The 19,763-nt window shown below is 46.2% G+C and carries 15 protein-coding genes; 14 read left to right on the top strand and 1 reads right to left on the bottom strand.

Translation table 11 applies throughout. The features are described from left to right. The 11 genes from PAHA3_RS14135 to PAHA3_RS14085 all read left to right on the top strand — a co-directional run bounded on the left by PAHA3_RS14135 (position 1) and on the right by PAHA3_RS14085 (position 14,990). On the top strand, positions 1-1,836 hold the full coding sequence (locus PAHA3_RS14135; protein WP_062835294.1) for a cache domain-containing sensor histidine kinase: 1,836 nt from the start codon (positions 1-3) through the stop codon (positions 1,834-1,836). Beyond that, positions 1,833-3,464 (top strand): response regulator transcription factor, encoded by a 1,632-nt coding sequence (locus PAHA3_RS14130; protein ID WP_062835293.1) that lies wholly within the window; start codon positions 1,833-1,835, stop codon positions 3,462-3,464. The genes PAHA3_RS14135 and PAHA3_RS14130 overlap by 4 nt, the downstream gene beginning before the upstream one ends. Positions 3,465-3,494: 30 nt before the next feature. Then, positions 3,495-5,114: a beta-N-acetylhexosaminidase gene (nagZ, locus tag PAHA3_RS14125; protein WP_062835292.1), complete on the top strand. Its 1,620-nt coding sequence runs from the start codon at positions 3,495-3,497 to the stop codon at positions 5,112-5,114. A gap of 276 nt (positions 5,115-5,390) precedes the next feature. Beyond that, positions 5,391-7,643 carry a copper amine oxidase N-terminal domain-containing protein gene (locus tag PAHA3_RS14120; protein WP_062835291.1) on the top strand — a complete coding sequence of 751 codons (2,253 nt, stop codon included), beginning with the start codon at positions 5,391-5,393 and terminating at the stop codon, positions 7,641-7,643. Positions 7,644-7,981: 338 nt separating this feature from the next. After that, a complete protein-coding gene (locus tag PAHA3_RS14115; protein WP_062835290.1) occupies positions 7,982-8,446 on the top strand; it encodes a Fur family transcriptional regulator in 465 nt (154 codons plus the stop codon). Between the two features lie 2 nt (positions 8,447-8,448). Beyond that, a complete protein-coding gene (gene yidD / locus PAHA3_RS14110) occupies positions 8,449-8,700 on the top strand; it encodes a membrane protein insertion efficiency factor YidD (protein WP_062835289.1) in 252 nt (83 codons plus the stop codon). A gap of 418 nt (positions 8,701-9,118) precedes the next feature. Next, positions 9,119-11,179, top strand: a complete 2,061-nt coding sequence (gene metG, locus PAHA3_RS14105; RefSeq protein WP_082762806.1) for a methionine--tRNA ligase — start codon at positions 9,119-9,121, stop codon at positions 11,177-11,179. 275 nt (positions 11,180-11,454) lie between these two features. Continuing rightward, complete coding sequence (locus PAHA3_RS14100) at positions 11,455-12,513, top strand: metal ABC transporter solute-binding protein, Zn/Mn family (protein ID WP_082762805.1); 1,059 nt, start codon at positions 11,455-11,457, stop codon at positions 12,511-12,513. 81 nt (positions 12,514-12,594) lie between these two features. Then, a complete protein-coding gene (locus PAHA3_RS14095; RefSeq protein WP_235599442.1) occupies positions 12,595-13,371 on the top strand; it encodes a metal ABC transporter ATP-binding protein in 777 nt (258 codons plus the stop codon). Positions 13,372-13,423: 52 nt separating this feature from the next. Beyond that, positions 13,424-14,227, top strand: a complete 804-nt coding sequence (locus PAHA3_RS14090) for a metal ABC transporter permease (RefSeq protein WP_062835287.1) — start codon at positions 13,424-13,426, stop codon at positions 14,225-14,227. 49 nt (positions 14,228-14,276) lie between these two features. Continuing rightward, positions 14,277-14,990, top strand: coding sequence for a cytochrome c biogenesis CcdA family protein (locus tag PAHA3_RS14085; protein WP_062835286.1), 714 nt, complete (start codon positions 14,277-14,279; stop codon positions 14,988-14,990). Positions 14,991-15,138: 148 nt separating this feature from the next. On the opposite strand, the gene splB is transcribed toward PAHA3_RS14085, so the two are convergent. Continuing rightward, a complete protein-coding gene (gene splB, locus PAHA3_RS14080; protein WP_062835285.1) occupies positions 15,139-16,209 on the bottom strand; it encodes a spore photoproduct lyase in 1,071 nt (356 codons plus the stop codon). A gap of 192 nt (positions 16,210-16,401) precedes the next feature. Between splB and mntR the strand changes: the two genes are divergently transcribed. The 3 genes from mntR to PAHA3_RS14065 all read left to right on the top strand — a co-directional run bounded on the left by mntR (position 16,402) and on the right by PAHA3_RS14065 (position 19,739). After that, positions 16,402-16,830, top strand: coding sequence for a transcriptional regulator MntR (gene mntR, locus PAHA3_RS14075; protein WP_062835284.1), 429 nt, complete (start codon positions 16,402-16,404; stop codon positions 16,828-16,830). A 207-nt stretch (positions 16,831-17,037) separates the two neighbouring features. Next, positions 17,038-18,648, top strand: a complete 1,611-nt coding sequence (locus tag PAHA3_RS14070; protein ID WP_062835283.1) for a family 10 glycosylhydrolase — start codon at positions 17,038-17,040, stop codon at positions 18,646-18,648. An 89-nt stretch (positions 18,649-18,737) separates the two neighbouring features. Beyond that, positions 18,738-19,739, top strand: a complete 1,002-nt coding sequence (locus PAHA3_RS14065) for a patatin-like phospholipase family protein (protein ID WP_062835282.1) — start codon at positions 18,738-18,740, stop codon at positions 19,737-19,739. Positions 19,740-19,763: the final 24 nt, after the last annotated feature.

Below are 19,763 nucleotides of genomic sequence, written 5' to 3'. Positions count from 1 at the left end.
ATGAACTTGCGAATGAAGCTGGCCTTGGCATTTATGCTGCTGATCATTGTACCGATGTGTGCACTGGGCATTGGCATGTTTCTGGTCACATCACATACGATTGAGAAAAAATACAATCAACAGGCCGAATATGCGCTTCAGGCCATTAGCTACAATATCGAGAATGTATTTCAGCAGATTAACAATGTGACCGACAACGGGATAGCCACATCGGTTTTCCAAATGGCATTGAACGCCAAAGATCCGACCAAGCAGGATCTGGGAACCGGTAATCAGTTATCCCTGAATGCCAGCCAGCGCAATTTCCGTTCCCTTCTATATAATTATCCGTTCATCAGTTACGCCTTTTTATATGATTTGCGTTCGTCCGAGAATAACCAGATTGTCTCCATTTTCACCAAAGAAAACTTTCAAGCCCTTTCTTTTCAGCAATTCAAAGTGCATCCCTTATTCAATGAAATTCAGCAACTTAATGGTGTCCCCAAATGGCTCGCACCTCTGGAATATCCTGAATTAACCGGTGTAGAACCCGTCTTCACCCAGATCAGGCTGGTCAAGGAACTCAGTTATTTTCAAAATATCGGTGTACTCGTTGTTCAGATCAAAAAAGGGGAGATTGACCGGATCTTTCGCCACCTGCAAATCAGTGATCCGGCACAGGACACGTCTTTCCTGTTAGTTAATGAGGAAGGACTGATCGTTTACGATCCCTCGGGACGTTACAATGGTGCGAATATGGAAAATCTGGGTTCGAAATCAGGTGGTTATGGCCCAGGTTTTAGCAGTGTCAGAACGGTCTTTGACGGCACGGAGAGCATCCTCTCACAATATCATCTGAAGAACTATAACTGGAGTCTTGTCAGTGTTACTTCATGGGAAGCCTTATCTGCCGAAACGAATGCCTTCGCAGGTTGGTCTGTCATTATTATTCTGTCATGCCTGCTCGCTGCCATGATCTTCAATCTTTTTTTCATGAATCGTATTACAGGAAACATTGCTGTACTTGTCAGGTTTATGCGTCGTGTGGATGATGGTGATTTTAATGCGAGGGTGGAAGGAAAAGGCTTTGACGAGATGCAGCTGCTTGCTCAAGGTTTCAATGAACTAATGGACCGTATTGGCGGATTATTCCGTCGTGTTCGGGCAGAGCAAGAGCAGAAGGCTCAAGCGGAATTACGTGTACTGCAAGCCCAGATCAAACCCCATTTTCTGTTCAACACATTGGAATCCATTAATGGATTAGCGCTGCGTGGTGAGGGGCGCAAAGTAAGCGAGATGGTGACCAGGCTTGGCAATATGCTTCGTATCAGCATTCAGGATCAGGAGGAAATTCCACTGGGTGAGGAAGTGAGGCATTTGCAGAGCTATCTGGAGATTCAACAGTATCGGTTCAGTGATTTATTTACGTATGAGATTGATATTCCACCGCATCTATATACCTCAATTGTGCTTAAGCTTACACTTCAGCCACTGGTGGAAAATAGTATACAACATGGGTTTGAGGGGATCACCTATCCAGGTGTGCTGCGGATAAGCGCATATGCAGAACGAGACCATCTGTTGCTGTGTGTTGAGGATAATGGAATCGGTATTCCCCAGGAAATGCTCGCACGATTTGAGTATATGGCAGAAGATCCTCATGACCACATGTTGAGGGAAGGAACGGAATCATTGTCCTCCATAACGGAGCGCCGAGGGTTGGGATTACGAAGTGTGGCAGATCGAATTCGTATCCAATACGGAGCTGGATATGGCATATTTATATGTTCAGCACCAGGTTATGGCACAGTTATTCAATGCATTATTCCATTATATGAGCAGGAGGAAGCCGGATGAATCTGACTGCGTTGCTGGTTGACGATGAGCTGCCGATTTTGGAGAATCTAAGTTATATTTTACCCTGGAAAGAGATGGGGATTGAAATAACAGGTACAGCGAGAAGTGGCTTAGAAGCGCTGGGTAAAGTGACAGAAAGTCATCCAGACATTATCTTATGCGATATTCGGATGCCGTCCATGGATGGCTTGGAACTTATACGACTGCTGCGAGAGCAGGGTGAAACGTGTGAAATTATTTTACTGACGGGATACCAACAGTTTGAGTACGCTCGAACTGCTATCCAATATAACGTACATGAATACATATGCAAGCCAATTGATTATCTGGATCTTGAACATAAATTGCGTAAACTTGCCAGGCAGATCCAGAAGAGACGTCTGGAAAACGAGTCAGAACGCTATCGCAGCTTGGAGATGGCAAGTTGGATCAGACATAAACAGTTGATTGACCTGTTGCGAGGAGAAGCTCCGTTGAAGATTTCTGATCCTGTCTCTGTGCCTCCATTCATGCCTCCTACTATTGGCTATACATTGCTGCTGGTGGATGTAGTCGGTTATTTTCGCCATTCCATCGGCTGGTCTGAGGTCCAGCATGTTAGATGGCATGAGACGATAAGTTCCATGCTGAGGGAAGTTACGGGCAGAATCTCTAATGGCTGCCAGGTTCTTTCTACCCGCAAAGGAGAGTGGTGCATCTTGCTGGACGCATCGGGCGAGTGGAAACTTCAGTCAGAGGCGTTGGCACATCAACTATTATTTGAATTGAATGCGATGTTGTCCTTGGACCCAGGTGTAAAAGCAAGGGTAGTTCAGGATCATGTACTCGTAAAACTGGAACAGCAAATCCTTGAACGGTACCGGCTTTGTCAGAGAATCCTAATGACACATTCGGAACGTGAAGACAAGGTATTGAAGCCGGAATGTGCGGTATCTTCATTATCGTATGATCATGAGGTTTCAAAAAAGGTCGGCACTTGGATAACAAGAGACGATCTGGAGCTTATCACACGGTGCATTCGGCAATGGAATAAGCAAGGACTACAGGATGTAATGAATGCGCTTAAACAGCGAATGGGGAATGCCGAGCAATCCATAGACAAGATAGATGAAACCCACTTTCGCTATATGCTAGTACACATGCTTCGGGAACTGCGCGAAGTCAATGTCATGGCTAAACAGGACGAAGTGAATTTCTGGAATGCCCTGCAAGAGGCTGTATCCATGAGAGAACTGATTGAACTTGCAGAGGTTATTATTCATGCCTGTCAAGGTAAGCAAACTCAACCGCGTCCTTCGATAGCGGAACTGATCCGATCTGCATGTGATTACATGAACGCCAGACTGCAACAGGACTTGGGTATAGATGAAGTATCAGATTGGCTTGGAATCAGCCCGGGTTACTTTTGCCAGCTATTCAAAACCCATATGGGGATTACCTTTGTGGAATATATGACTCAGAGACGTATGGAAAATGCCGCCTTGTTATTAAGTACAACCGAATGGAGCATTACAGCGATTGGAGAAGCAACAGGGTTCAAAGAACGCCGATATTTCTCCAAAGTGTTTCATAAATATTTTAATATGAAACCATCGGAGTACAGGCAGAGCCAACGGCTGGGTTCCTAGTCTTCAAGAGAAACGGAGGGATAGGGCTGTATGAAAGCATTGAATAATTTGACATTGGAGCAAAAGGTAGGGCAACTGTTGATGTGTGGATTTCACGGTCAGCACGCAGATGAACAGATTACTCGCTTAATTCGTGACCACCACGTTGGGGGCGTCATTTATTTCCGGCGTAATGTGCAAAGTGTAGATCAATTGACGCGACTGTCCGAAGAACTGCAAGGTATTGCTGGTGAAGCGGGAGATTTACCACTCATGATCTCGGTGGATCAGGAAGGTGGTATGGTCTCAAGGATCGACAAAGAGGGAGTAACTCAAGTACCGGGTAACATGGCGCTTGGTGCGACAGGCAATCCGGATTATACCCTTGAATGTGCCCGAATTCTGGGTCGTGAGTTGAAAAGCATCGGTATTGATATGAACCTTGCGCCCGTGGTGGACGTGAATAACAATGCTCTTAACCCGGTGATTGGTGTACGGTCATATGGTGAAAATGCCGAGCGTGTAGCCGCTCATGGAGCCGCGGCTATAACGGGATATCAATCACAAGGCATAGCTGCAACAGCCAAACATTTTCCTGGACATGGGGATACTGCGGTAGATTCTCATCTAGGTATGGTCACTGTACCTCATGATCGAAACAGGTTGGAACAGATCGAATTACTACCGTTTCGCCGGGCTATCGAGGCCGGAGTCGATGCCATTATGACAGCTCATGTTATTTTTCCAGCGATTGAACCGGAGCCTATTCCGGCAACATTATCACGTAAAGTGTTAACCGGTCTGTTACGTGAAGAAATAGGCTTTGAGGGCATTATTATTACAGACTGTCTTGAAATGCATGCGATATCCAAACCGTATGGGGTAGCTGAAGCTGCCATTCGTGCTGTGGAGGCAGGAGCAGATCTGATTCTGGTGAGTCATACCCTGCAAGATCAGGTTGCTGCTGTGGAAGCAATCATTGAAGCAGTCCGAACAGGGCGAATTTCGGAAGATATCATTAACAAGGCACTGGAACGTATTATTACATGGAAGGCAGCGCGCTGCGGGTACCGGGAAACGGGTCTTGTTTCGCCGGAAACGAATGAAACTGCAGAAGCCGTAAATATTGAACCCGTTGATTCCACTGAGTCGATTAAATCTACATTGTTCAAAATTGCTTCAAGCAGTATAACTGTAGTTCATAATGAAGGGCTGCTGCCGTTGGACCCAGAGAAGGATGTGTATGTCATCTGGCCTGAAGTTGTGCAACGGACAGAAGTGGATGAACCATGGTCCCACACAGATTCCCTTGGCGTGGCGCTATCGCAGCTGCGAGGCAGAGTTCGGGAGCGTAAAATAACAACTCAGCCATCGTATGATGAAGCAGACCGGATATTAATGGATGTGTCGGAGGCTGAGCAGGTCATCGTATGTACTTACACATCCTCAGGTCACCTTCCGAAAGGGCAACGGTATCTGGTTGAAAAGCTGAGTGAAAATCATTCTCTGATTGTAGTTGCTCTCCGTAATCCATATGATCTACTGGAGATTTCACTCCCGGGAAGTTATGTGTGTACCTATGAAAATACGCCTACAGTTGTCGGGGCACTATCTCTTGTGTTAACCGGTGAGTTGGAGCCTACAGGAAGTTTGCCTGTTCGTTTACGTTAGACATATTGAATCATTCAATTCTCTCTAGGATATGGTGCTACTTGGCCATCTTCTGGAGAGAATTTTTTGTTGAAAAGTTTGATTGGGTTTATTTGGGATCTAATGCTAATACAGATTATTGATAGATAACTATTTTCATAGTATTTTCCTCCTATTAAAAGTTTACAATTCTCCTCTTAATTTTTTAGCAACTTTTCCCGGTCCCAAGCGTCTAATAATATGACTTTTTGAGGGGGATATTTATAAAATGGGAGCAGAAGGAGCCAAAGACAAAGAATGAATTTCAAGAAAAAATTGTCCATACTTACCGCTTTTGCTGTTTTTCAGGCGTTTGCAGTGATTCCTGCGAATGCACAATCAGCTGATCAGAGCGATACTACACCAGTGAATACAGCCAAAGTTAAATCCGTGGAGGTTGTGAAGAAAGAACAAACCATCGCGGAATCCGAAGTGAAATCCGGAACAGACACTCCAACATCAAATAATGAAACAACTGAAGAAGTGAATCCTGAAACCAATGTTCCTACAGGAACAGACGGTACTCCGGTTGATCCGGTAACGGAACCGACGGACGAAGAAGGTACAGCTGAGGAAACACCAGCACCTGTACCAGTAGAAGTGGAGCAACCGTCTACAGGGAGTTCATCTGTCGCTGGAGGCGGGGGTGGAGACCTCACGCTATATATGAACAGCAATAAAATGATGCAAGATGGCAAAACATATCTTGCCGGACAGCCAATGGCTGTTAAAAACGGTGTATCCTATGTAGCCATCCGTGCTTTGGTAGATCGGGTCGGCTATGATGTTAAATACGATAACACGACCAAAGAAACGATCATTATTAGTGGTGAAGATGAGCTGCGTTTCAAAACAAACAGCAAGATCTATACCGTTAATGGTGTGTCCAGAACGATGAAGGGCGCGGCTTATCAACAAAAGAATACGTTCATGGTGCCGCTGACGTCGATTACGCAGGCCCTGAACATCACTTATAAAGTAAACCAGCCTGCGAAAACGGTTGTATTGAATCTGAGTACCAAACCGGTAGCCAGCTTCTCGGTACAAAAAGAAGTTTTTGCTGGGGACCAGGTAACCTACACGACAAAATCCAGTTCTCCTAAAGGACTCAGCATTGTTGATGAGCGTTGGACTGGCCGTCAGGATTCATTCGACCAACCAGGTACATATACGGTAACCTATGCGGTCCAGGATTCGAGTGGTCAATGGAGTGATCCATACTCGGTTACGATTAAGGTTGAAAGACCGAATCTGCCACCAGTTGCGATGTTTACGACGGACAAAGAAGAGTACAAAATGGGTGAGAGAATCACCTATATTGATCAAAGCACAGACGATGAAAATGCGATTGTAAAAACAGATTGGGAAAACAATGCCCTTGCATTCTTTGTTCCAGGACCGAAGACCGTAACGATTACAGTTACCGATAAACATGGTGCTAGCGACAGCTATACCAAGACTATTAATGTTACGGGCGAAACGCTATACAGTTTGTCCGACTTCAATCAATTGTTCACACCCATCGGTGAGAAATTCACCTTCGATGGCAGCGGAGTTCCCGCTATGGAGAAAGTACCGTTCACTTATTATGATGAACCAAGTCTGCTGATTCGCAGTAACAGCCCGGAAACCGTGAATACGGAAGGCATTGTGTACAAGGAATCTTCTTTCGGACAGACACGCTTCATGATTCACCATGTGAACAATACGGGCAAAAACGTGAAAATGTATGTTGTAGCGACAAACAACAACGCATACACGGCTTACATTGACCAGCAAAACATGGGCTTTGCAGGACCGTCTCCTTTTGCAACGGTAGCTGGAAAGTTGTCGATTGACCGTTGGTTCCAATCCATGCAGAATGGCACGGGTCAAAAGAAAGTGTACATCCAGCCAGGAGAAAGCAAGCTGATTCTCAATGATCTGAGTGTACTTCCAATGAAACAGGGACAAGTCATCTCCTTGTATTCGGATGTATTCAGTGACTACGAACTGGATTACAACATTATTATGATCGAAGAAAACAAGGACCCGATGGAAGTGTTGTCGAGCCTGCCGGTTCTGGATCGTGATGGGGTTCACAACCGTGGAACGTATCCAAATGCAACACGGATTATTACGTACGATCAAGAAGTAGGTTCGAAGCCTGCACGTCTTCCACTTGGAGATAATGCAAGTGATCCAAACCTTGTAGGAACGGATCCTATGGCGTACACGGAAGCATCCAACGCAGGTAACTTCGGTGTATTGTACAAAATCACATTGAATAATGTGGCTCCACGCACGTTGATCTCATTCAACCCTCGTGGAGGCAGATACTCAGGTGTGGCACTCGTGAACGGACAGGTCGTTCAGATTTCCACAGGTAAATCTGTAACCGCACCTAATGAGCAGAGCGTGATGTATCGCACAGGTTCGTTCGGCGAGAGTGTAACCATTCTCTTCTCAGCGGCACCAGGAAGTAACCTCCCTGTTAACCTGCTGTTCACGCCCCTTCCGGCTGAAAAGTAATATCATGAACATGCACGGACGGTTTGGAGTGAAAGCTTATATCATATATACCCGTTCACCCCAAAAGTCGCCCGAACGATTAATCATCTGAACCGTCAAGAAAGGACTCCGTGTCCATGCCATGTCATTAGCTTTAGGCTAAACTTAATGACATGGCATGTGTGGAGTTCTTTTTATATCTTGTTGAAATGAGAGAGCACTGTAGCTTCGTTGACTCTAATCGTAATTTGATGCATTATTAGAGGTATACAAGAAAGCAAAAGTTTTTGCTTTTGCCGAATAAACTGTCGCTCTATGAATGATGCAAAATGCTCGTATGACAGGAGGTGCTTTAGATCATGCTGTCGACAGAACAGATTATTTCGACCATGTCCTCACAGGGGCTCCGCATTACCGATCAGCGGAAAACTTTGGCCCGGTTATTTGCCGAGTCGCCCGGGTATCTTACACCCAAGGACGTCTATGAATATATGGGTAAGACTTATAGCGGACTGAGTTTTGACACGGTATATCGGAATTTGCGTGTGATGCAGGAATTGGGTGTACTGGAACAGGTCATCTTTGAAGATGGCGTTAAATTCAGAGCACACTGTAGTGAAGATCATCATCACCATCATATGATCTGTCTGAAGTGTCAGAAGACATATCCTATTGTTTTTTGCCCGATGCAGCTTGCGGATGCGCCTGAGCAATTTCAGGTTGTGGATCACAAGTTCGAGGTATTCGGATATTGCAAGGACTGTGCTGAGCATGCGCCAGCCAAAACGGCGTCTGGACATCAACACGCTCACGGGAAGCACTGACCATGAAGTTATCGCGTAGAATAGCTCAGGCACCCATTCGGGTGTACCGCAACTATATCTCTCCATTGACGCCGCCAACATGCCGGTTCTATCCAAGCTGTTCGGCTTATGCCATGGAGGCGATAGAAGTGCACGGTGCGCTCAAAGGCTCGTTGCTAACAGCGAAACGCATTGCCAAATGTCACCCGTTTCATCCAGGCGGTGTAGATCTAGTGCCACCGAAGACGGAGAAGTCTACTCTGGTATCAGAGTAACGATGAGCCTGAAGTATTCGGGTGGCCTGGAAGCAGGCCAGGATCGAACTTGAGGATGCTGTCCACTTGACAAAGGGGCCCGCATTTCAGTATATTTTTCCTATATGATTTTCCAGTGAAGGGAAAAGTACAGACACACCCCCAGTGCAGAGAGCCGGATGAGCTGAGAACCGGTCTGGGAGGAGGATGGAATATGGTCCCGGAGGAACCTCTTTCGAGCGTACAGACAGTGATTTCAGAGCTGCTGTCGTAAGGCTGAGGCGTGATCCAGCGTTAATGGGCGGTCGAAGGACCGACAGAGCCTGTGTTTTGCGAAAAACATGGGGAATTTGGGTGGTAACACGTGAGAGCAACTCTCGTCCCATAGGGGCGGGAGTTTTTTGTGTTCTTTTTTAGTTGTTTTGAACGAAGGGATCACATGAAGCAGGAACACTTGAAGGAGGAGAAGTCATTCATGGCTGACCAAAAAACATTTTATCTAACAACCCCGATTTATTATCCGAGTGACAAATTGCATATTGGGCATGCGTATACAACAGTAGCGGGAGATGCGATGGTTCGTTACAAGCGTCTACGCGGGTATGATGCTCACTATCTGACAGGAACCGATGAGCATGGCCAGAAGATTGAGCGCAAGGCACAAGAGAAAGGACAGACACCGCAAGCTTTCATCGACGATATCGTTGTGGGGATCAAGGAACTGTGGAACAAGTTGGATATTTCCAATGACGACTTTATCCGTACAACCGAAGAGCGTCACAAAACCATTGTTCAGAATATCTTTGATCGTTTGCTGAAACAAGGAGATATCTACAAAGGTGAGTACGAAGGCTGGTACAGCATTCCGGATGAGACGTATTACACAGAGACTCAACTGGTGGATGTAGAGAAGAATGAGAAGGGTGAGATTATCTCGGCCAAGAGCCCGGATAGCGGACACCCGGTTGAATTGGTAAAAGAAGAATCTTACTTCTTCCGTATGAGCAAATATGCAGATCGTTTGTTGAAATATTATGAAGAGAACCCGGGCTTTATTCAGCCGGAATCCCGTAAGAACGAGATGATCAACAACTTCATCAAGCCAGGTCTTGAGGACTTGGCTGTATCGCGGACTACATTTGAATGGGGCGTCAAAGTTAAAGGCGATCCAAAACACGTGGTCTACGTTTGGATTGATGCGTTGTCCAACTATATTACAGCACTAGGCTACGGTTCATCCGATGCATCCCTGTACAACAAGTTCTGGCCTGCGGATGTACATCTGGTAGGTAAAGAAATTGTTCGTTTCCATACGATCTACTGGCCAATTATGTTGATGGCATTGGATCTGCCTTTGCCGAAGAAAGTCTTCGCACACGGCTGGTTGTTGATGAAGGATGGCAAGATGTCTAAATCAAAAGGCAATGTCGTTGATCCGGTGACTCTGATTGACCGCTACGGCCTGGATGCATTGCGTTATTACCTGCTGCGTGAAGTACCGTTTGGTTCCGATGGTACATTTACACCAGAGAGCTTCGTAGAGCGTGTTAACTCCGACCTCGCGAACGATCTGGGTAACCTATTGAACCGTACCGTTGCGATGGTAGACAAATATTTTGAAGGCAAAGCCCCTGCGTTTGCATCCAATGTAACTGAATTTGATGCTTCGCTGGAAGAAGCAGGCCATGCTACGGTGGAAAAAGTGGAACAGGCGATGGAAAACTTGCAGTTTTCCGTAGCACTGACAGCGATCAGCCAGTTTGTCAGCCGCACGAATAAATATATTGATGAGACGCAACCGTGGGCGCTGGCTCGTGATGAAGCGAAACGCGACGAATTGGCATCCGTTATGTCTCACCTGATCGAAAGCTTGCGGATTTCTTCCATCTTGTTGCAACCGTTCCTGACACGTGCTCCTCACAAAATCTGGGCACAGCTCGGCATTCAGGAAGGCGAACTCACAGCTTGGGATTCAGCCAAGCAATGGGGTCTGGTTCCCGCTGGAAATGCCTTGCAAAAAGGTGATCCAATCTTCCCGCGTCTGGATTCCGAACAGGAAATTGCTTATATCTCCGAAGCAATGACTGGCGGCCAAAAAGCGGCACAGCCTGAAGCAAGTCAAGCAGATGCTGGAGCTTCGGCAGCTGTTGAACCGGTAACGGCACCTGAGGGTACCGAAGAGATCGGGATTGACGATTTTGCCAAAGTTGAACTGCGTGTCGCTCAAGTCATTGCCTGCGAACCGGTCAAAAAAGCGGATAAATTGCTGAAATTGCAGCTCGATCTGGGTTATGAGCAGCGCCAGGTCGTATCGGGAATCGCGAAGTTCTATTCACCAGAAGAGATGGTCGGACGCAAAGTCATCTGTGTGACTAACCTTAAACCAGTGAAACTTCGTGGTGAGCTGTCTCAGGGAATGATACTTGCAGCATCGCATGGCGACCAGCTTACACTGGCTACTGTACCAGACAGCATGCCTAATGGCGCACAAGTGAAATAAGAATATAAATGAATCAATTTCATAATACCTTTACTATGAGTTAAGAAATTGATTCAAATACTATCATAATTATGACACAAGGGGGCCCGATGTAATTCGGGCCCCTTTTTTTGTTGGGAAAATTCGCATCTGGCGGGAAGAGAACAAGCATATACTGTTATGAACTCCGTACTTCAGGAAAGAATGAATAGGACGAGATGGCTTGACAAGTAGGTTCAGGTTACCTATAATTCTTTCAGTAATGTTTACGATTAAGAGATGCGGAGTGAATGATAATGACATTTTATAAAGAGCAACATCAAGTTCAGGCTAACCTGACAGGCAAGACGAGCAAAAGAGGCAACATGAAGTTGCTGTGGACGGGTCTGCTTATTCTCAGTTTGCTGGTATTGTCTGCGTGTGGGCAAGATAGTTCCAATAATGCCAAGATGGTGGAAGGCAAAGTAAATGTTGTGACGACATTTTATCCTGTATATGCTTTTACGACTGCAATCGGTGGCGAAGATGCCAATGTCATTAACCTGCTGCCAACGGGAGTAGAGCCACATGACTGGACTCCGAAGAGTCAGGATATTGTTAATACGTCCAAGGCACAGCTGTTCTTCTATAATGGAGCTGGACTGGAAGGATGGGTACCGAATTTCCTGAAGTCGCTGAACAGTGATACACAGGTGAAGTCGGTTGCCGTCAGCGAAGGTGTTAAGCTGTTAACCGCTGAGGGTGATGATGGGCATGGTCACGGCGAAGAGCATGAAGACGAGCATGCAGATGAACACGCAGATGAGGCTACCAGTGAAGATGTCGCTGACCATCATACGGATCCACATACGTGGGTTAGTCCGAAATCGGCCATGATTATGGCTGAAAACATCAAAAATAGTCTCGTTGAGGTAGATCCTGATCACAAAGCAGGTTACGAACAACGTTACGAAGAGCTCCGTACGAAGCTTGAGACGCTGGATCAGCGTTTTACGGATGAACTGGCTACAGTACCGAACAAGGAAATTGTTGTTTCGCACCAAGCGTTCGGCTATCTTGCACGTGATTATGGATTAAGCCAGCATGCCATCATGGGACTTTCCCCGGATGCTGAACCGACAGGACAGGATATCGTGAAGCTTGCAAAACTCGTTAAAGATGAAGGCATTAAGTACATTTTCTTTGAAGAGCTGGTATCTGACAAATTGGCGAAAACACTGGCAAGCGAGGCAGGCGTTGAAACGATGGTCCTTAATCCGGTTGAGGGATTGACCAAAGAGCAGGCAACAAACGGGGATGATTATTTCACCCTGATGGAGAAAAATTTGCAAAATCTGCTGATCGCATTAAAATAAGATAGAATGAAGGATTCAGAACTAAGAGTCTTTACCGTTCGCGGTGAAGGCTCTTAGGACGCTATGGGATTCTTATATATAATGAAGGGCGGCTTTGCCATGCAGCAAATCATGCCACTATGTCATGATCCAATTATAGAGATCGAGAAACTATCATTTTCCTATGGGGACCAGCGGGTGATTGATAATCTCGATTTTATGGCCCAGGAACGGGACTTTGTAGGGATTATCGGATCCAACGGGGCAGGTAAAACGACATTGCTGCGCATGTTGGTAGGATTATTGCCTCCTGCGCAGGGAGATATTAAACTATTCGGACAGTCGATCCGCAGGTTCAAAGACTGGGACAGAATTGGGTATGTGCCTCAAAAGAATGCATTTAACCCGTTGTTCCCTGCGACCGTTCGTGAAGTGGTCATGTCCGGCTTGTACAATAACAAAAACATGTTCCGTCGTATGTCTCGCAAATGTCAGCAGCAGTGCACGGATGCTCTGCAAGTCATGCGGATCGAGGATCTGGCGAACAAACGTATTGGTCAGTTGTCCGGCGGGCAGCAGCAGCGTGTATTTTTGGCGCGAGCGCTTATTAATCACCCGGATCTGTTGATTCTGGATGAACCAACCGTAGGTATTGATGCTGAATCACAGGCTAGTTTCTTTGAACTGATTACGCATATGCATGAACATCACCGCATGACTTTTCTGATGGTGTCTCATGATATGGATCGGATGGAGAGTTATCTGGGTTCTGAGGCTGCGGTAACGAATGGCAAAATTAATTTCCATGTACGTCATTCGCATGAGGTGCAGGATTGTGCTGAAACCAACCTGCAACATACCACTGCACAGGTACGCTAGCCGTGTTTATGGCCCATTAGATTAGAGTAAGGCCGAAGGAGTCGTGTTTGTTTTGGAAATATTAATGAGTGATTTTTTTCAGCGTGCCCTAGCGGGTGGATTACTAATTGGCATCACCGCTCCGCTGATCGGACTGTTTCTGGTATTACGGCGTTTATCCATGATTGGAGACACCTTGTCTCATGTGACCATCGCCGGCGTTGCACTTGGTTTCCTAATTGAAGTGTATCCCATTGCGGTAGGTTTGATATTTGCCGTACTTGCATCATTTGCGATTGAGAAGCTGCGCAAAGCGTACAAGACTTACGCTGAATTATCGATTGCCATTATCATGTCCGGAGGCGTGGCGCTGGCTTCATTGTTCTTCACGCTGGGCAAAGGATATAATGCAGATGTCATGAGTTACTTGTTCGGCAGTATATATACATTAGACGCTACGGATCTGAAGCTGGTAGGTGTGGTTACGCTGATCGTGGTCATCGTAGTGGCGTTGTTACATAAGGAATTTTTCCTGCTTAGCTTTGAGGAAGATGCGGCAGCGGTTACAGGGTTGCCTGTGAGAATTCTGAACATGTTAATCACGGTGATGACAGCACTCGTCATTAGCACGGCGATCAAGATTGTCGGTGCGCTTCTGGTGTCAGCGCTATTAACCATTCCGGTAGCGGTGAGCCTGTTGATGGCCCGAAGTTTCAAATCTGCCATTATTCTGTCCGTGGTGATCGGCGAAATTGCCGTAGTCCTTGGACTGGTCGTGGCTGGTATCTGGAACCTCGCACCTGGAGCTACAATCGTATTATTGCTGATCATGATGCTGATTCTGACGATGATTGGAAAAAAAGGGTTCCGAGCCTGACGACTGAACGAGCAAGCACGTGAGCCCGGGGAAGGGAGACATCCGCTTCATGCCTGATGTTAATGTATGGATGGCTTTTGTAGCAGGTTTGGTCTCATTTATATCACCATGTTGTCTTCCGCTGTATCCATCATACCTTTCCTATATCACAGGTATGACGGTGCAACAATTGAAGGATGACCGCAATCAGCGAGAAGTCCGTTTTAAGACAATGACGCACACGCTGGCGTTTATTCTGGGCTTCTCGGCTGTATTTTATTCGCTTGGTCTGGGTGCAGGATTGTTTGGTCAGTTTTTCAATGATAACCGTGAGCTGATCAGACAATTGTCTGCAATTCTGATTATGCTTATGGGATTGTTTTTGCTTGGTGTGTTCAAACCACAGTTTCTGATGAAGGAACGCAAGCTCGATATGAAATGGAAACCTGCTGGATATCTGGGCTCATTTATATTTGGTATCGGTTTTTCGGCAGGCTGGTCGCCCTGTATTGGCCCCATTCTAACAGCGATCATTGCGATGGCAGCGAGTGAGCCCACAACCTGGCTGGCGCTGATTACAGGCTATACGGCAGGGTTTGCCATACCCTTCTTCATTTTGGCGTTCTTCATCGGTTCGACACGCTGGATCTTACGGTATTCCAATGTCATGATGAAAATCGGGGGAGCATTAATGCTGTTCCTTGGTGTATTGCTTTTTACAGATCAGATGACGAAGATTACCATCTGGTTGCAGCAGATTACACCAGACTGGATGATTATTTAAACGTATGAACTGAATTTGAATTTTAAAAATGCATGACAAAGCAGGCTACATGTTAACCAGAGTCACTCTGGGTCATGTAACCTGCTTTTTAATCGTTTGTTAGGAATGCATATCGCAGCATATGAATTTGGACGAGCCTTTTTTTCGTTTAGGTGAAGTAATCAATATTGGCTAGTGGGAAATGTTCAAAGATACGTTCCGTAATGAACTCTCGCAGCGCATCTTGCTGGTCATCTTTATACACATATTTGTACTGACCCCAGCGTCCCCATTTCATCTTACGTTTCTCAATATCCATCTCCAGCTTGGTTTTGGGATATCGCTTCTCAATAGTCGCTTTGGCCGTTTTGGTAAAACGGTGCTGGATCATCTCAAAGGTAAGATCTTTGGTTGCTTCCTCTGGAAGCGTATCTGCGAGCTTCTGCAACAGATCCGAGTATCCTTCTTCCCAGCCTTCATACCACATAATGGGAGCGATAATGAATCCCAGAGGATAACCAGCATGTGCAATTTTGCCAGCAGCTTCAATACGCTCTTCAAATCTGGAAGTAGCCGGTTCAAAGTTTTTGATGACATAATCGGAATTGACGCTAAAGCGGATACGAGTGTGGCCATTATGCTTAATGTTTAACAATGGATCAACATGATGATACTTGGTTACGAAGCGCAAGCGTCCATATTCTTCCTCCGCCATAAAACGGATCAAGTCACTTAAATTCTCCGTGATATGCTCAAGTCCTACGGGATCGGACGTACAGGCTGCTTCAAATCGTGTGATTTCAGGCGCGCGTTCTTCGATGTATCCTTTCGCAGCCTGAATGATCTCTTCCGTATTGACGTACACACGGACATAAGGTTTAGCGCCAAGTGTAGTTTGAAGATAACAATAATGACAGTGCCCCATACAGCCTGTAGAGATGGGAATGGCATATTCCGCTGAAGGTTTCGACTGGTCGAACTTGAGGGTTTTGCGCACACCAACGACCAAAGTACGCTTCGCCATCCGATACTTCTCTTGTTCGGTTTCACCCGGCAGGTTCGTGATCCGGTTATGGGATGTGGTCATCTGATAAGGTATGTTTTTGGATGTGACCCATTCCATAATTCGTTTACCTTTATCATATTCCAGCGCACCGGGTTCAAAGTACACCAAATCGGGAATAAAGGGTTTAGTACCTTTTGCTTTACGAACTGGCGGTGAGGCTACACTTGTACTCACGAAATCACTCCTTTCGATGCGAAACTTTGCTTAGTTTGCCTCGTTTGGGGAGAAGTCACGCCTGCCAATTACTTGCGTAACAGTACGCTCCGAATTGTGCAGGACTTGCCAATGCGTATTGATAACATGTATCATTATAAGATAGGGACCAGGCACGAATAGGGGCCGGTCAGAGAGAAGAGAGGGAAGCAGATGCCAACGCCCAGTATGGAAGATTATTTGGAGCGTATATACAAATTAATTGATGAAAAGGGCTATGCTCGTGTGTCTGATATAGCTGAAGGACTGGAAGTACATCCTTCATCGGTGACGAAGATGATCCAAAAGCTGGACAAAGACGAGTACCTTATCTATGAGAAGTACCGTGGACTGGTGCTTACGCCAAAAGGCAAAAAGATGGGCAAACGTTTGATGGAACGCCATCATCTGCTTGAACAGTTTTTGACGACGATTGGGGTTCAGGAAGAGAACATATACAATGATGTTGAAGGCATTGAACATCACCTGAGTTGGGACTCCATTACATGTATTGAGTCTTTGGTTGAATACTTCCGTCAGGACGAGAGTCGGTTGCGTGACCTCAAAAATCTTCAGGACGTCATGAGTAATACGGAGTCTTAAAGTCAGCATTGGTTTAAACATGGTGATATACAATGAATCGTATCCTGTGATCAAAGGATGCTTCTTGCCGTTTCAATGGCAGGAAGCATTTTTTGTGTGCAATCACACCATAATTTGGTGATTATCGCAACTAAACAAACGTTGAGAGCGTCTATTAAACTAGTAGAATTTACCGCAAATTTATAATGATTTTGGAGGACTGCACTAATGAACGTTCGTAAAGGGTTGATGATGCTGCTCATTTTTGTACTTGGGTTACAGACAGCAGGCATGACGGCACAAGCAGCCGGGCAGAAGGAAATCGCTATTTTTCTAGACGGCAACCGTTTGGAATCGGATGTATCTCCCTACATCCTGCCCAAAGTAAATGTAACAATGGTACCTCTGCGTGTGATTAGCGAAGGACTGGGTGCATCTGTTCTGTGGTCTCAGGCTACACGTACCGTGACCATTCAGAAATCCGATTCGATCATCTCAATGACGAGTGGACGCCAACAGGCAACCGTGGATAACGCTGTAGTAGGTCTGGATGCATCGGTAGAATTAAAGCAAGGTCGGGTCATGGTACCCATTCGATTCGTGAGTGAGAACCTTGGCATTCGAGTGAACTGGAATCAGGCAGCCCAGACCATTGATCTGTACACAGGAGATGAATCAGTACCAACTCCTGAACCAACTCCCGCAACCCCAGCAGAGCCTGGAGGCACGGGTACTGTACCAGCTTCTGAAGAGATGCGGGGAGCCTGGATCTCCACGGTGAATGGAGACTGGCCTTCATCCGGTGCCAAGGGAAATGTAGAGAAGCAAAAGCAGGAGTACACGAAACAGCTTGATACATTGCAAGGCATGGGCATTAACGCCGTATTTGTCCAAGTGAGAGCCAACGGGGATGCCATCTATCCTTCAGGTCTGGTACCTTGGAACAGTGTGCTGACAGGAACACAGGGTAAAGACCCAGGTTATGATCCCCTCGCGTTCATGGTTGAGGAGGCACACAAACGTGGCCTGGAGTTCCACGCTTGGTTTAATCCGTTTAGAGCAACGAATTCGGCGAGTACATCCAATCTGGCTGCAAATCACATCTCGAAGCTTCATCCTGACTGGATTGTGAATGCGTCCGGCAAAATGTACATTAACCCGGGTATCCCGGAAGCCAGACAGCATATTATCGATACGATCATGGAAGTGGTCAATCAGTATGATATTGATGGTGTACATCTGGATGATTATTTCTATCCTTCTAATGTTACTTTCAATGATGATGCGGCCTTCAAAACCTATAACACATTAAATACCAAAGACCGTGCTGAATGGCGTCGTGACAATATTAATCAATTCGTCAAGCAGCTGGGACAGAGCATTCACAGAGTTAAAGCTAACGTTGAATATGGAATTAGTCCGTTTGGTGTATGGCGTAACAAATCTGTTGATCTAACCGGCTCTGATACCAAAGCAGGAGTAACCGCATATGACAGCATGAATGCCGATGTGCGGACATGGATTAACCAGGAGTGGATTGACTATGTCGCTCCGCAGGTGTATTGGAGTATGACACTAAGCGTAGCCCGATACGACAAAGTCGTGGATTGGTGGGCGAATGAAGTGGCTAACACGAATGTGAAATTGTATATTGGCCACTCTCCTTATAAGTTAGGTACGCCAGAAATTGGCTGGCAGACATCACAGGAGATCATCGATCAGCTGAACTACAACAAGAAGTATGCTTCAGTTAAAGGGGATATTTACTTTAGTTCACAGTACCTGACGAAGAATCCTCTCGGACTGATTGCCAAATTGAAAGCTTACTATGGTCTTTAGAACATTTTAACCATACAGTTATAAGACAAACCCTTGTTCTCATAGAGTGGCAGTAGAAACGTGGCTGCCTGGAGAACGGGGGTTTTGTTGTGTTAATTAACGCGGTGTTTGAAGGTGGAGGCGTCAAGGGAATCTCGCTTGCGGGTGCTGTGCAGGGTGCTCAAGACTGCGGCATTCAGTTTAATCGCGTAGCAGGCACATCATCTGGTTCCATAGTAGCTGCACTGCTGGCGGCGGGTTACCGGGCCGAAGAGATGAAAGTCATTATTGAGAATACGCCGTTTGCTTCATTGCTGCGTCGTTCCCCCATATTTAATACCCGATGGATCGGACCCGCAGCTAGGCTGTTCTTGAAGAAAGGACTGTATTCGGGAGAAGCGCTTGAATCTTGGATTCGCAAGATGCTGGAGCAGAAAGGTATTCGCACCTTTGCTGACTTGCCCCAAGGCAAGCTGCTTATTACCGCATCAGATATATCCAATGGCACCATTCTGGTGCTGCCGGACGATATTCGGCGTTTCGGAATCGATCCTGCCAAGCTGGATGTTGCGAAAGCGGTACGTATGAGTTGCAGTATTCCGTATTTTTTCGATCCGGTCGTGATACGGAAATCGCCGGTATTCTCCAAAGGTCTACCTTTTCAAGATCAGTTCGTATATGTCGTGGATGGTGGATTGCTTAGCAATTTTCCGCTGTGGCTCTTTGATGGGGATCGTACGGAACGAGAGGGAGACGTTATTCCGGTTGTCGGATTCAAAATGGTGGGTAAGACGGAAGTGGAACCTGCCCGGATTAAAGGACCGCTAAGCATGCTTCAGGCCCTTGTGGAGACGATGCTCACAGCACATGATGAGCGCTATATCGAACAGATTAACCGGTTTCGGACAGTGAAGATACCAACGCTTGGGATTAAACCGACGCAGTTTCATTTATCATTACAGGACAGTACGGCTTTATATCGTTCCGGTGCTACTGCGGGAACTGAATTTTTTAATGGGTGGAATACGAAAATGTATGGTGATCAGTTGGACAAACAAAGAAAAGAACTGCGCAAGAAACAGGCGGAAGTCCCGCCTCTGATCCCCGTATAAACGTGAAAAAAGCAATTCTCCGCT

Origin of the sequence: Paenibacillus amylolyticus (genome assembly GCF_001570725.1) — a bacterium.
Lineage (GTDB): Bacteria > Bacillota > Bacilli > Paenibacillales > Paenibacillaceae > Paenibacillus > Paenibacillus amylolyticus_A.
The sequence above is the reverse complement of the archived record's forward strand: the minus strand, read 5'-3'. Positions and strand labels throughout refer to the sequence as shown.